Origin of the sequence: Amycolatopsis thermalba (assembly GCF_003385215.1) — a bacterium.
Taxonomy (GTDB): Bacteria; Actinomycetota; Actinomycetes; order Mycobacteriales; family Pseudonocardiaceae; genus Amycolatopsis_E; species Amycolatopsis_E thermalba.
Window position 1 is genome coordinate 99,413 of sequence record NZ_PQHW01000001.1, and the last position, 13,903, is coordinate 113,315.

Annotated in this window: 13 protein-coding genes and 1 pseudogene; 5 read left to right on the forward strand and 9 right to left on the reverse strand. The window is 73.4% G+C overall.

The features are described from left to right. Window positions 1-62 precede the first annotated feature (62 nt). Window positions 63-764 (forward strand): lysophospholipid acyltransferase family protein, encoded by a 702-nt coding sequence (locus D0D15_RS00480; protein WP_094002750.1) that lies wholly within the window; start codon window positions 63-65, stop codon window positions 762-764. Between the two features lie 150 nt (window positions 765-914). Here the strand turns inward: D0D15_RS00480 and D0D15_RS00485 are convergent. The 3 genes and pseudogenes from D0D15_RS00485 to D0D15_RS00495 form a co-directional block, all read right to left on the reverse strand. Beyond that, window positions 915-1,526, reverse strand: a pseudogene (locus D0D15_RS00485) (aspartate/glutamate racemase family protein). A 25-nt stretch (window positions 1,527-1,551) separates the two neighbouring features. Continuing rightward, entirely contained in the window at window positions 1,552-2,283 is a 732-nt protein-coding gene (locus D0D15_RS00490) for a hypothetical protein (protein WP_115944135.1), read from the reverse strand. Between the two features lie 526 nt (window positions 2,284-2,809). Further along, window positions 2,810-3,688 carry a LysR family transcriptional regulator gene (locus tag D0D15_RS00495; RefSeq protein WP_094002748.1) on the reverse strand — a complete coding sequence of 293 codons (879 nt, stop codon included), beginning with the start codon at window positions 3,686-3,688 and terminating at the stop codon, window positions 2,810-2,812. 82 nt (window positions 3,689-3,770) lie between these two features. Here D0D15_RS00495 and D0D15_RS00500 point away from each other — a divergent pair, with 82 nt between their 5' ends. Together D0D15_RS00500 and D0D15_RS00505 are read left to right on the forward strand one after the other, a co-directional pair. Further along, on the forward strand, window positions 3,771-4,457 hold the full coding sequence (locus tag D0D15_RS00500; protein WP_094002747.1) for a type 1 glutamine amidotransferase domain-containing protein: 687 nt from the start codon (window positions 3,771-3,773) through the stop codon (window positions 4,455-4,457). A 35-nt stretch (window positions 4,458-4,492) separates the two neighbouring features. After that, entirely contained in the window at window positions 4,493-4,975 is a 483-nt protein-coding gene (locus D0D15_RS00505) for a MarR family winged helix-turn-helix transcriptional regulator (RefSeq protein ID WP_094002746.1), read from the forward strand. Here the strand turns inward: D0D15_RS00505 and D0D15_RS00510 are convergent. Both D0D15_RS00510 and D0D15_RS00515 read right to left on the reverse strand, forming a co-directional pair. Next, window positions 4,942-6,258, reverse strand: a complete 1,317-nt coding sequence (locus tag D0D15_RS00510) for an alpha/beta fold hydrolase (RefSeq protein WP_233156986.1) — start codon at window positions 6,256-6,258, stop codon at window positions 4,942-4,944. The two genes, D0D15_RS00505 and D0D15_RS00510, sit on opposite strands and share 34 nt — an antisense overlap. After that, window positions 6,258-7,544, reverse strand: coding sequence for an MFS transporter (locus D0D15_RS00515; protein ID WP_094002744.1), 1,287 nt, complete (start codon window positions 7,542-7,544; stop codon window positions 6,258-6,260). The genes D0D15_RS00510 and D0D15_RS00515 overlap by 1 nt, the downstream gene beginning before the upstream one ends. Window positions 7,545-7,689: 145 nt before the next feature. On the opposite strand from D0D15_RS00515, the gene D0D15_RS00520 reads away from it, so the two are divergent. After that, window positions 7,690-8,505 (forward strand): mycofactocin-coupled SDR family oxidoreductase, encoded by an 816-nt coding sequence (locus D0D15_RS00520; RefSeq protein ID WP_094002743.1) that lies wholly within the window; start codon window positions 7,690-7,692, stop codon window positions 8,503-8,505. A gap of 5 nt (window positions 8,506-8,510) precedes the next feature. Then, window positions 8,511-9,074 (forward strand): TetR/AcrR family transcriptional regulator, encoded by a 564-nt coding sequence (locus tag D0D15_RS00525; RefSeq protein WP_094002742.1) that lies wholly within the window; start codon window positions 8,511-8,513, stop codon window positions 9,072-9,074. Here the strand turns inward: D0D15_RS00525 and D0D15_RS00530 are convergent. From D0D15_RS00530 to bioB, 4 genes are all read right to left on the reverse strand, one after another. Continuing rightward, window positions 9,064-10,254, reverse strand: a complete 1,191-nt coding sequence (locus D0D15_RS00530; protein WP_094002856.1) for a cytochrome P450 — start codon at window positions 10,252-10,254, stop codon at window positions 9,064-9,066. The two genes, D0D15_RS00525 and D0D15_RS00530, sit on opposite strands and share 11 nt — an antisense overlap. Window positions 10,255-10,406: 152 nt before the next feature. Next, on the reverse strand, window positions 10,407-11,543 hold the full coding sequence (locus D0D15_RS00535) for an 8-amino-7-oxononanoate synthase (RefSeq protein WP_115944136.1): 1,137 nt from the start codon (window positions 11,541-11,543) through the stop codon (window positions 10,407-10,409). Beyond that, a complete protein-coding gene (locus D0D15_RS00540) occupies window positions 11,540-12,799 on the reverse strand; it encodes an adenosylmethionine--8-amino-7-oxononanoate transaminase (protein ID WP_115944137.1) in 1,260 nt (419 codons plus the stop codon). Before D0D15_RS00540 ends, D0D15_RS00535 begins: the two co-directional genes overlap by 4 nt. Next, entirely contained in the window at window positions 12,799-13,860 is a 1,062-nt protein-coding gene (gene bioB, locus D0D15_RS00545; protein WP_094002739.1) for a biotin synthase BioB, read from the reverse strand. The genes D0D15_RS00540 and bioB overlap by 1 nt, the downstream gene beginning before the upstream one ends. Window positions 13,861-13,903: the final 43 nt, after the last annotated feature.

The following is a 13,903-nucleotide window of genomic DNA, read 5'->3' on the forward strand; positions in this document are numbered from 1 at the left end:
CCGGACGAACGTCACATCGCGACCCTACGGAGAAGTAACCTACGGTCCCGTAACCTGACGGGATGGCAGAGCTCGTGTACCCACCCGTCGTCCTGTTCGCGAAGACCATGTTCCGGGTCCTCGACCTGAAACTGCGCGTCGAGGGCAGCGAGCACATCCCCGCCCGCGGTGGCGCGGTCATCGCCTGCAACCACGTCTCCTACCTGGACTTCATCTTCTGCGGCCTGGGCGCGCAGCCGGCGAAGCGGCTGGTGCGGTTCATGGCGAAGAAGGAGGTCTTCGACCACCGGATCTCCGGCCCGCTGATGCGCGGCATGGGCCACATCCCGGTCGATCGCGCGGCCGGGCGCGGCGCCTACGACGAGGCGGTCGCCCGGCTGCGCGGCGGCGAGGTCGTGGGCGTCTTCCCGGAAGCCACGATCAGCCCGTCGTTCACGGTCGAGGAGGTCAAGTCGGGCGCGGCGCGGATGGCGGCCCAGGCCGGGGTGCCGCTGATCCCGATGGCCGTGTGGGGCTCGCAGCGGCTGTGGACGAAGGGCCGGCCGCGCCGGCTCACCCAGCGGCACGTGCCGATCTCGATCCTGATGGACGAGCCGCTGCACCCCGGCCCGGCCGACGACGCCGACGCCGTCACCCGCGAGCTGCGTGACCGGATGAGCCTGCTGCTCGACCGGGCCCAGGCGGAGTACCCGGAAAAGCCCGCCGGCCCGGACGACCTCTGGTGGCTGCCCGCCCACCTCGGCGGCACCGCGCCCCAGCCCTGACCCGCCGCAGCTCGCCCGCCCGGGTTTGGCCGACCGGACGCCGACCGCGCGGGGATCAGCCGACCGGCGCGGCGGGCAGCGGGCGGACGCCCAGCGCGGGAGATCAACTGCCCGGCACCACGGGCAGCGCGCGGACACCCAGCGCGGGGGTCAGCTACGCGGCGCGGCGGGCAGCGGGCGGACGCCCAGCGCGAAGTCGGCCGCGGCCTCGGCGTGCAGGCGCGTGGTGGGGAACACCGGCACGGCACTGTCGGCCTCGCCGACCAGCAGTTCGAACTCGGTGCAGCCGTACACGACGCCCTCGGCACCGGCCGTCACCAGCCGTTCGATCACGCCGCGGCAGGCCGCGCGGGACTCCTCCCGCGTCACGCCCCGGACCAGCTCGTCGTAGATGATCCGGGGCACCAGGTCGCGGTCGGCCGCTTCGGGCACCAGCACGTCGAGCCCGTGCGCGGCGAGGCGGTCGCGGTAGAACGGCTGCTCCATGGTGAACCGCGTGCCGAGCAGGCCGACGGCCGGCGTCGGTGATCGCGGCGGCGGTGGCGTCGGCCAGGTGCAGCATCGGGATTCCGACCGCGTCCGCGATCGTCCCGGCGACCTTGTGCATGGTGTTGGTGCACAACACGACGACGTCCGCGCCCGCCGCCTCCAGCGCCCGCGCCGCCCGGGCCAGCTCGGCGCCCGCACCCGCTCGTTGACCAGCCGGTAGTACTCCACAGAGGACTCCCAGCTCATGCCGCCCGGCAGACCGATCACCTTCACGGCGACCAGTCTGCCGGGCGGGTGATCAGGCCTTGCGGCGGGCGCGCACCAGGAACACCAGCGCCGCGCCGCCGAGGACGAGGGCCGCGCCGAGGCCGATCAGCCAGCCGCCGTCGAAGCCGGTGTGCGCCAGGTCGGAGGCGTCGCGCGCGGTGGCCTTCGGGGTTTCGCTGGTGGCCGCCACGGCGGCGGCGCCGGCCGGGGAGCTGCTGGCGGTGGTCCCGGCGGTGGACCGCGACGGGGTGCTGGTGCTGACCGCGCTGGTGGACGTGGCCGGGGCGGTCGTCGTGGTGCTGGTCCTGGCCGCCGAGGTGCTGGTGCTGGTGGTGGTTTTCCCGATGCCGCAGACGAACCAGTGGCTCAGCTGCGGGATGTTGTCGTTCTTGCCGGTCGCGGGGGCGCGCAGGTCCGTCCACGGCGGGGTGGTCGAGAGGCCGAGCTTGCCGGGCTCGTAGACGTTGTAGGCGTTGCCGCCCTTGACGATGATGCCGGTCACCGTGATGTCCGGCGACACGGAGACGATGTCGAGGTACTGGTCGTCGTCGAGCTTGCCGCGGGTGAAGGTGTAGTCGCCCGGCGCGGTGAGGGTGGTGCCGGCGAGTTTGGCGCCGGCGCAGGTGCTGGCGTTGCCGTCGTGCCGCGTGGCGCGCGGGTCCTCGGCGGCCGCGTGGGCCGTCGCGGTGCCGAGAACGAAACCGGTGGCCAGCAGGGCCGCGGCGATGTCCGCGCGCAGCGACCGGCGTCGGATGAGCGTCATCGTGCGAACTCCAGGGGGTCGGGAGAGGGCGCGCGCCGATCCCACGGCCGGCGCGACGAGCAGGCGCACGCTACCCCGAACGGAGGAGCAAGATCACCCCCGATCGCGCTCGGTGACCGTTTCGAGGCCGTTCGGTGCCCAATCCGAAGTAGAACAGCGGTAACCGTGCGGTGGACCGGCGAGGCGGGGCCGCTGCCGCCGTGGTACCGGCGCCGGAGCACCGTGATCACGGTGAGCGCCTGCGCGACGGTGGTCGCCGTGGTCGTGGCGGCCGCGACCCTCCGGTCCGGCTGGGACGGCCTCCTCCGCCCGGCCATCCAGGCGGCGGCCATCGCGCTGCTGACTGTCCTCACCACGCCGAAACTGCTGGAGAACGGCTCGATCGCGTCGGTGCGCAGTTCTTCCTGCGGCGCACCCGCAACGCGCCCCGCCCCGAGGAGGACCCGGCCGTGGCCCGGCAGTCGGCGACGTCTTCGCCCTCACCGAGCTGTCCCTGGCGGCGCGGGATGCGCCACCGGCTACCGAGCTACCACGTGCGGGCCTCGCGCAGCAGGAGGTCCCGCACGTGCTCCACCGCGGGGTTCGCCCCGGCGCCCGGCCGCTGCACCAGGAACACCGTGTTGATCGGGGCCTCCTCCGGCTCGTGCAGCGGGACCAGGGTGCCGGAGGCCAGCTCGGCGGCGCACAGGTACCTCGGCAGCACGCTGTACCCGGCGCCGGCGGCCACCGCGGCCACCACCCCGCGCAGGTCGGGCATCGTCACCGCCGCCTCGGCGGTCAGCCGCTTGCCGAAGACGTCCCGCCAGTACCGGCGCGCGATCGGCAGGTCCTCGGCGTAGGTCACCAGCGGCATGCCCGCCGTCGCGCCGCAGACGTCGTCACCGGCCCGCGCCGCCCACGACGGCGCCGCGACGAGCACGTAGTCCTCGTCCATCAACGGGTAGGCCACCAGCGCGCGGCCGCGGGGACGGCGGGTCGAGACCACCAGGTCGTGGTGGCCGGCCCGCAACTGCTCCAGCAGCGGATCGGTCAGCCCGGTCGCCACGCGCAGCCGCACTCCCCCGGCGACCAGCGGTGCCAGCGCGGGCATCACGCGCACGCACAGCAGCTCGGCCGGCCCGGCCAGGTACACCGGCTCCGGCGGTCCGGAGTGGACGATGTCCGTCCCGGCGACGGCGGCCAGCGCGTCGACCGGCCCTGCGACGCGCCCCGCCAGCTCGTGCGCCAGGTGGGTCGGCTCGGCGCCGCGCGGGACACGGGTGAACAACGCGCGGCCCAGCTGCTGTTCGAGCGTGCGCACCTGCGCGGTCACCGTCGGCTGGGACAGCCCCAGCAGCGGCGCGGCCGCGGTGAACGAGCCCGACCGGTAGACCGCGAGGAAGGTGCGCAACAGGTTCAGGTCCACCCGGACAAGGTATCGGAAAACCGATGGCAGCGATCGCCTCTTCTATTCGATTTCCGATGACAGCGCGCCTACCGTCGAGGACATGGCGAACATTCTCTTCGTGATGACCGGTGCCGACCGCTGGACGTTCGCGGACGGCACCCAGCACCCGACGGGCTTCTGGGCCGAGGAGGCCGTGGTCCCGTTCGAGACGTTCACCGCGGCCGGCCACCGGGTCACCGTGGCCACGCCCGGCGGTGTCGTGCCACCCGTCGACGAGGCCAGCCTCACCCCCGAGGCCACCGGCGGCGCCGAGACCGCCGCACACCTGCGCGAGGTCGCGGCCACCGCCTTCGCCCACCCGGTCGCGCTGGCCGACGTCGACCCGGACGGCTTCGACGCGGTCTACGTGCCCGGCGGCCACGGCCCGATGGAGGACCTCGCGTCCGACGCCGGCTCCGGCCGCCTCCTCACCCGGGCGCTGCGGGACGGCAAACCGATCGGCGTGGCCTGCCACGGCCCGGCCGCGCTGCTGGCCGCCACCGACGAGGGCGGCAACGCCTTCGCCGGATACCGGATCACCGCCTTCAGCAACGCCGAGGAGGAGCTGGCCGGCAACGCCGCCAAGGCACGCTGGCTGTTGCAGGACCGCCTGACCGAGGCGGGCCTGAAGGTCGAGACGGGCGAGCCGTTCGCCCCGCACGTGGTCGTCGACCGCACCGTGGTCACCGGGCAGAACCCGGCGTCGTCGGCCCCGCTCGCGGCGGAACTGCTGAAGCTGCTGCCCTGATCGCGAAGGTCCACACCGGACCGTGGCAGCATGGGGTGGTGACCGAACACCACGCCGACGACGCCCCGCTGACCCTCTACCTGGTCAAGAGGCTGGAGCTGGTGATCCGCTCGCTGATGGACGACGCGCTGCGCCCGTTCGGGCTGACCACCCTGCAGTACACCGCGCTGACGGCGCTGCGGCACCGCAACGGCCTGTCGTCGGCGCAGCTGGCGCGCCGCTCGTTCGTCCGGCCGCAGACCATGCACACCATGGTCCTCACGCTGGAGAAGTACGGGCTCATCGAGCGTGCGGAGGACCCGGCCAACCGCCGGGTCCTCCTCGCCACCCTCACCGAGCGCGGACGGCAGGTCCTCGACGAGTGCACCCCGCTCGTGCGCCAGCTCGAGGACCGGATGCTGGCCGGCATGGACGCCGGCAGCCGCGCCGCCTTCCGGCAGGGCCTGGAGGACGGCTACGGCATGCTCGCCTCGCACGCCAACGCTCAGCGCGCGTTGACGAACGGCGGCGGCGAGTAACGCACGAACGCCGCGTCCCCGATCGCCGACGCCACGTCCTGCAGCCGCTCCGGCCGCGCGGCGTCCGACCAGGCGCCGGTGCGGATGCGGTGCTGCACCGCGAACACCCCGGCCAGGTACTCGGCCGGGGTGAACGCGCAGTGCCCCACCCGCTGCACGTAGGCCTGCCGCAGCAGGGCGCTCTCCCCGGCCCCGGCCACCCGCAGCGCGTAGTCCCGCTGGTACTCCACGGGCGCGAGCTGGTCGGCGATCGTGTGCAGGGTCAGCTCCGGCACCCGCAACCGTCCCGTCGGCGTCGAGGTGCGCCGCATCCACGCCACGGCTGCGGAGTCCGGCGCGATGTCCGCGGCGCGGGTCAGCGTGCCCAGGTCGGCGTGCAGGTCCAGGCCCGCCTCCCGGTACAGCGCCGCGACCTGCGGCAGCCGCGCGGACCGGTGCATCAGGCGCGCGTAGTCCACGCCGGTGTTCCAGCCGCTGTCGCCGCCGGCGACGGAGACGATGCTGACGCGGGACGGGATCACGAACGGCAGCGTCTGCAACAGCCACGTGTACTGGGCCTGCTGCCGGGCGGCGTGGTCCGTCGGCGGCTGCGGCCCGGCGGCCCAGATCGGCGTGTTCATCAGCGACGCGGCCAGCGCGATCCGCGCCCGCCCCGCCGGGGTTTCCTGCGCCCGCCGCACCGCCGTGGTGAGCGCGGCGACGGTCGCGGCCGCCTGCGCGGGCGTGGTGAACCCGGTCAGCTGCACATCCTGCCCGGGCAGCAGCAGCTCGGCCAGGGCGTGCTCGCCGTCGAGCTGGTAGTTGTTCAGGTTGATCCCGCCGCCGACCAGGCCGCACGTGGTCAGGACACCGTCGACGCGTCCGGCCGCGCGCTCGGCGAGCAGCGCCGACACCAGGCCGCCCATGGACTGCCCGAGCGCCACGACCTCCCGTGCCGGGCCGATGCGGTCCTCGACCGCGGCGAGCGTGCTGAGCTGGTCGGCCACCGCGGTGTCCAGCGCCCAGCCGGCGTGGGCGTAGGACGAACCGGCGAGCGCGTAGCCGCGGTCCAGCAGCGCCTGGGCGGTTGCCGGGTCCGGCGCGTTCGCGGCCGGGTTGTCCGGGCCGGGGCGGAAACCGTGGCTGAACAACACGAGCGTGCCGTTCCAGCCGTCCGGCACGTCGGCGATCCAGGTGGCGCCGTCCGGCAGCGTGCCGCTCAGCCGGGTCGCCGCGCTCGCGGGCGCCGCGGGCAGGACGGCGGCGAGCACGAAGGTCAGCAGCGCGATCCCGAGGCGGCGCATCACGCGTCACCCCGCGGCGTCAGCGCGACGGCGACCAGCGCCAGCAGAGCCATCCCGGCCAGGTACACGCCGACCAGCAGCGAGCTGCCGGACGCGGTGAAGATCGCGGTCGCCACCACCGGCGCGAGGCCGCCGCCGACCACGTTGCCCAGCTGGTAGCCCAGCGACACGCCGCTGTAGCGGATCCGGGTCGGGAACTGGTCGGACAGCAGCGCGGGCAGCGGCCCGTACTGGGCGGACACGGTGATCACCGCGACCACGCACGCCACCAGCGCCAGCACGAACACCCCGGTGTCGAACACCAGGAAGAACAGCAGCGCCGCCACCGCCTGGGCGATCGCGCCCGCGGCGATCACCTTCCGCCGCCCGAAGCGGTCCGCCAGCCCGGACAGCCCGTAGATCGCGCCGAGCTGCACCACGCTGGTGAGGATCACGACGACCAGCAGCGCGTTGCGCGAGTAGCCGATCTCGGCGGTGCCGTAGGACAGGATGTAGGTGAGGATGATGTAGCCCATCGCGGTCGACGCGCCGGTCACGAACACCGACCGCACCACGGCCAGCGGGTGGTCGCGCAGCACCTCCAGCAGCGGCACGCGGGCCGGGCGCTGCCGGGCCGCCTGCTCGAACAACGGGCTCTCGGTGAGGCGGCGGCGGATCACCAGGCCGAAGATCACCAGCACGAAGCTGACCAGGAAACCCAGCCGCCAGCCCCACTCCACGAACGCCTCGCGGGTGGACGTGGAGGCCACCAGCAGCACCAGGTTCGCGGCGATCGCGCCCGCGGGGACACCCAGCTGTGGCGCGGCGCCGTAGAGCCCGCGGCGCGACGGTGGCGCGTGCTCCACGGCCATCAGCGCCGCGCCGCCCCATTCGGCGCCCACGCCCACCCCCTGGGCCAGGCGCAGGACCACGAGCAGGATCGGCGCGGCAACCCCGATCTGGGCGTAGGTCGGCAGCAGCCCGACCAGCACGGTGGCCGTGCCCATGATCAGCAGCGAGATGACGAGCATCCGCTTGCGGCCGATCCGGTCGCCGAAGTGGCCGGCGACGATCCCGCCGACCGGGCGCGCCAGGAACCCGACCGCGAACGTGGTCAGCGACGCGAGCTGGCTGACGGCGGGGTTGCCGGACGGGAAGAACTGCGGCCCGAAGACGAGCGCGGCGGCCGCGCCGTAGAGGAAGAAGTCGTACCACTCGATCGCGGTGCCCACGAAGCTGGCGACGGCCACTCGCCGGGCTTCGCGGGTCCCGGAGCCCGGCGCGGAGACGGCTTGCTGGTGCGTCATCGAACCACCAATCATCAGAGCCTCTGATATGCCGTCGAAGAATGGCATTCCGGGCCGGGCCGGTCAAGGCTCTTGACTGAGTACTCACTCAGGGGCAGTCTCGGCGGTGACCCGCGACGGCGCGGGAGACGAGGAGACTCACACGATGGCGGGACGGGTTGCGGGCAAGATCGCGTTGATCACCGGCGCGGCACGGGGTCAGGGCCGGGCGGACGCGGCGCGGCTGGCGCAGGAGGGCGCCGACGTGATCGTGGTGGACATCGCCGCCGAGCTGCCCAGCGTCACCTACGCCTCCCCCACGCCGGCCGACCTGGACGAGACCGTGCGCCTGGTGGAGAAGACCGGGCGGCGGGCGGTCCGGGTGCAGGCGGACGTGCGGGACCTGGCAACGCTGCGCGCGGGCGTCGACGCCGGTGTCGCGGAGCTGGGTGGGCTGGACATCGTGGTGGCCAACGCCGGGATCTGCGTGCCCGCGCCCTGGGACGACGTGACCGAGGAGATCTTCGACGACACGATCGGCGTGAACGTGCGCGGCGTGTGGAACACCGTGATGGCGGGCGCGCCGCACCTCGTCGAGCGGGGCGGCGGGTCGATCATCCTGATCAGCTCGGCGGCCGGGATGAAGGTGCAGCCGTTCCTGGTGCCCTACACGACGAGCAAGTGGGCGGTGCGCGGGATGGCGAAGGCGTTCGCCACCGAGCTGGCGCGGCACAACATCCGGGTCAACAGCGTGCACCCGACGGGCGTGAACACCGGGATGACCGGCGAGGGACTGCAGGCCGCGTTCGCCAAGGGGTTCGAGCGGGACCCGAAGCTGGCCGGGATGCTGACGAACCTGCTGCCGGTGGCGATCACCGAGCCCGAGGACGTCGCCGACACGGTGCTGTTCCTGGCCTCGGACGAGTCGAAGTACGTCACCGCGCACGAGCTCGCCCCCGACGCCGGCGTCACCGAGTTCTGACCCCGGTGGACGGACCCGCCTCCTCCGGCCGCGACCGCATCCTGGCCGCGGCCGAGGAGCTGTTCGCCGAACGCGGCTACGCCCGCACGTCGACCGCCCGCCTGGCGACAGCCGCCGGGGTGCCGCAGGGGCTGATCTTCTACCACTTCGGCACCAAGGAAGGGCTGCTGCTGGCGCTGATCCGGGAACGGTCGACGCGGACCCTCGCCGATCTGGTCCCGTCCCCGGTGCCGGCCGATCCGCACGCCGCCGTGGTGGAGTTGTGGCGGCGGCTGTCGCGGCTGCTGGGCGAGCAGACGCCGATGCACCGGATCGTGTTCCGGGAGAGCGAGCACCACCCCGAGCTGCGGGCCCGGGCCCGCGAGATCCACGACACGATCACCGCGGCCGTGAGCGGCTATCTCGCCGAGGTGACCGGCCACGCGAAGGCGACGCCGCGCCACCACGCGGCGGCGCGGATGCTGGTGGCCACCTCCTCGGCCAGTTCGGTCGCTCCCGGCGGTCCGGTGCCGTCGGCGAAGGCGGTGGCGGATCTGTTGCTGGACGGGCTGGGCCGGGCTACCAGGTGACCGGCAGCTCGTAGACGCCGTAGACGGAACCGTCGTGCTTGAACGGGATGTCCTCGATGCCCGCGGCGAGCGCTAGCGTCGGGACGCGGCGGTACAGCGTGCCGTAGACGATCTGCAGCTCCAGACGCGCCAGCTGCTGCCCGAGGCACTGGTGCACGCCGAACCCGAAGGCCACGTGCCGCCGCGCGTTGCGGGTGATGTCGAGCCGGTCGCCGTCCGGGAAGACCGACGGGTCGCGGTTGCCCAGGTCGTTGGCGAGGATGATGCCCTCGCCCGCGCGGATGACCGTCCCGCCGATCTCGATGTCTTCCAGGGCCACCCGGCGGCGGCCGTTGTGCGTGATGTTCAGGTACCGCAGCAGTTCCTCGACCGCCGAGGCCACCAGCGCGTCGTCGCCCTCGCGCAGCAGCGCCAGCTGGTCCGGGTGCTGCAGCAGCGCCAGCGTGCCCAGCGCGATCATGTTGGCCGTGGTCTCGTGACCGGCGATCAGCAGCAGGACGCCCATCTGCGCGGCGTCCATTCTGGACAGTTCACCGGCGGTGACGCGCTCGGCCAGCCCGGACAGCAGCTCGTCGCCCGGCCTGGCGAGCTTGTCCCCCATCAGCCCGTCGAGGTAGTTCACCAGCCCGGCCGAAGCGGCGGACCGCTCCTCCGGCGCGGCGTCCCGGCGGATGATGGTCCTGCTGTGGTCCTGGAAGAACTCGTGGTCGGTGTAGGGCACGCCGAGCAGTTCGCAGATCACCAGCGACGGCACCGGCAGCGCGAACGCCTCGACCAGGTCCACCGGATTGGGCTCGGCGAGCAGGTCGTCGACGAGGTCGTCGACGATCTGCTGCACCGCGGGCGCCATCGCGCGCACGCGTTTGACCGAGAACGGCGCGGTCACCATGCGGCGCAGGCGGGCGTGGTCGGGGTCGTCCATCAGGATGAAGCCGATCCCGCTGCCGCCCGGCTGCACCGGCGCCGGGCTCGGGTAGCCGGGGCGCGTGATGTCCGCGCTGACCCGGGGATCGGCCAGCAGCGCGCGCTGCTCGTCGAAGCGGGTCACCAGCCACGGGGTGCTGCCGTCCCACAGCCGCACGCGGGCCAGCGGGCCCTGCTTCATCAGCTCGATGCCCGCGGGCGGCGGGTCGAACGGGCACCGCGCCGCGCGGGCCATGGGGAATGCGGGAACGGTCATCGCGAAACTCCAGTCCAGGGCGTTTCCGGCGGCGGGGTCCAGCCGGGGACCGGCCGTCCACAACGGACACCGGCGTCCTCCGCCGGGCCCTCGCCTCGGTGACCAGCTAACCGGGCCCGGCGTGCTAAGTCAAGCGATTGATTTAACTCTGGTCACACGAGTTGCCGGTGCTCGGCGGCGACCGCGGCCACGATGCCGACCGCACGCTCCCAGCTCATCTCGTCCAGGCCGGCGTGGGTCGTGATGCGCAGCCGGGAGACGCCGTCCGGCACGGACGGCGGCCGGAAGCAGCCCACCCGCACTCCCGTCGCGAGGGCGCGGGCCTGGGCGGCGAGCGCGATCCGCGGGGAGGGCATCGGCACCGACAGCACCGCGCCCGCCGAGCGCGGCACGCCCAGCCGGTCGGCCAGTGCGGCGCCGCGCTCGTGGATCCGGGACGGCAGGCCGGGCTGCCCGCGCAGCACGCGCAGCGCCGGCAGGGCTCCGGCGGCGGGGGCCGGCGCCAGACCGGTGTCGAAGATGAACGGGCGCGCCCGGTTGACGAGGTGGTCGATCAGCGCGGCGGAGCCGAGCACCGCCCCGCCCATGGCGCCCAGCGATTTGGACAGCGTCGCGGTCATCACCACGTGCGGGTGGTCGTGCAGGCCGAGGCCGTGCAGCAGGCCGCGGCCACCGTCACCAACCACGCCGAGCCCGTGGGCCTCGTCGACGACGAGCAGCGCGCCGTGGGCGGCGCAGGTCTCGGCGAGCTCGGCCAGCGGTGCGGCGTCGCCGAGGACCGAGAAGATCGACTCGGTCAGCACGAGCGCCCGCCTGCCCCCGGCCGCGGCGAGCGCGTCCCGCACGGCGGTGACGTCGTTGTGCGGGACCACCCGGATGACGGCCCGGGACAGGCGCGCGGCGTCGATCAGGGAGGCGTGCACGTGGGCGTCCGAGACGATCACCGTGTCCCGGTCCGCCAGCGCGGTCACCACCGACAGGTTGGCGTGGTAGCCGGTCGAGAACACCAGCGCCGCCGCGCGGCCGGTGAACCCGGCCAGCTCGCGCTCCAGCTCGGCGTGCAGGGTGGTCGTGCCGGTCACCAGCCGGGACGCGCCGGCGCCGGCGCCCCAGACCAGGGCGGCCTCGGCCGCCGCGCGGCGGACGTCCGGGTGGCCGCTCAGTCCCAGGTAGTCGTTGTTCGCCAGGTCGATCGCCTCGTCCCCGGCCGCCCGCGGGCGCAGCACGCGGTGCAGGCCGGCGGCCTCGCGCGCGGCGCGCTGCCCGGCGAACCACTCCGCCCAGCTCATGCGACCGCCGCCGCGGCCGCGATGCCGCGGCAGATCGCGGCGATGTCGTCGTCGGTGCACACGTAGGGCGGCATGGTGTAGATCAGGTCGCGGAACGGGCGCAGCCACACACCCTCGGCCAGCGCCGCCTCGGTCGCCTTGTCCACGTCGACCGGGTGATCGAGCTGGACCACGCCGACCGCGCCGAGCACGCGCACGTCGGCGGCCTCGATCCCGTGCAGCGCCTGCAAACCCGTGTTGATCCGGCGCACGTCGCCCCGCCAGTCCCCGGTGGACAGCAGGTCCAGGCCGGCCGACGCGATCGCGCAGGCCAGCGGGTTGCCCATGAAGGTGGGCCCGTGCATGAGCACACCCGACTCGCTGGCGGACAGTCCATCCGCGACCTCGCTGGTGCACAGGGTCGCGGCCAGGGACAGGTAGCCGCCGGTGAGGGCCTTGCCCACGCACATCACGTCCGGCGCCACCCCGGCGGCGTCGGCGGCGAAGAGGGTGCCGGTGCGGCCGAACCCGGTGGCGATCTCGTCGAAGATCAGCACCAGCCCGTGCTCGTCGGCCACCTCCCGGAAGACGGGCAGGCAGCTCGCCGGGTAGGGGTGCATGCCGCCGGCGCCCTGCAGCAGCGGTTCCACGATCAGCCCGGCCAGCCGCACCGCTTGCTCGGCGGCGAGCGCGCGGAAACCCGCGGCCCAGGCGGCGACGTCCGCCTCGCTCCGGGGTGGGCGGTCCCCGAACACCTGCTCCGGCAGGACACCCGACCACATCGCGTGCATCCCGCCGTCGGGGTCGCACACGCTCATGCAGTCGAAGGTGTCGCCGTGGTAGCCGCCGCGGACGGTGAGGAACCGGGTCCGCTCCGGGTGGCCGGTGCCGCGCTGGTACTGCAGCGCCATCTTCATCGCCACCTCGACGCTCACCGACCCGGAATCGGCGAGGAACACGTGCTCCAGCCCGGCGGGGGCCAGGCCGATCAGCCGCTCGGCCAGCTCGACGGCGGGCTCGTGGGTGAGGCCGCCGAACATCACGTGCGACATCGTCGCCAGCTGCCGGCGCGCCGCCTCGTCGAGCGCCGGGTGCCGGTAGCCGTGGATCGCCGACCACCACGACGCCATCCCGTCGACCACGTCCCCGGCGCCGTCGAGGGTGATCCGGCTGCCGGACGCGCCGGTGACCAGCCGCGCCGGAGCCGGGTCGGTCATCGAAGTGTACGGGTGCCACAGGTGCTCGCGGTCGAAGGCGAGCAGGTCCTCGGGTGACATCAGGCGTTGGGGACGAGGCCGGTGCCGGCGCCGCGGCGGCGGATCGGCGGGTCCACCGGTTCGGTCCGGGCCCGGTCCTCTTCTGAGCCCAGCACGACGAACCCGTTGTCCCGGATCATCTCCAAGTCGGCCTGAGCCGCCTGTCCCTCGGAGGTGAGGTAGTCGCCGAGGAAGAGCGAATTGGCGACGTGCAGCGCGAGCGGTTGCAGCGAACGCAGGTGCATCTCGCGGCCACCGGCGATGCGGATCTCCTTGTCCGGGCACACGAACCGGGCCATCGCCAGGATCTTCAGGCACCGCAGCGGGGACAGCTCCCAGGTGTCCGCCAGCGGGGTGCCGTCGAAGGGCATCAGGAAGTTGACCGGGATCGAGTCGGCGTTCAGCTCCCTGAGCGCGAACAGCGCCTCGACCAGCTGCTCGTCGGTCTCCCCCAGCCCGGCGATGAGGCCCGAACACGGGGACAGCCCGCCGTGCTTCGCCTTCGTCACGGTGTCCACCCGGTCGGCGTAGGTGTGGGTTTGGACGATGGTGTGGTGGTTGCTCTCGGCGGTGTTGATGTTGTGGTTGTAGGCGTCCACCCCGGCCTCGGCGAGACGCTCGGCCTGCCCGTCGGAGAGCAGGCCGAGACAGGCGCACACCTCGACGTCCGGGTGTTCCTCCTTGAGGGCGCCGACCATCTCGGTGACGCGGTCGATGTCCCGGTTGGACGGTCCGCGCCCGGAGGAGACCAGGCACACCCGGGCGGCGCCACCGGCGATCCCCGCGCCGGCCTGCTTGAGCGTCTCCTCTTTGGACAGCCAGGAGTACTTGAGGATGGGCGCGGCGGAGCCGAGCGCCTGGGAACAGTAGTTGCAGTTCTCCGGGCACAGGCCGGACTTCAGGTTCACCAGGTAGTTCACCTTGACGGTGTTGCCGAAATGCGCGCGGCGCAGCCTGCCCGCGGCGGCGACGACGGACATCACATCGGCGTCGTCGGCAGCCAGCACGGCGAGCGCGTCACCGGGCCCGGCGGGAACCCCGGCGAGGACCGCGTCGGCGAGCTGCTCGAACCTGGAGCCCATCACTTCTCCTGACTCTGCGTGACCGTTCTATTACAACCTGAAC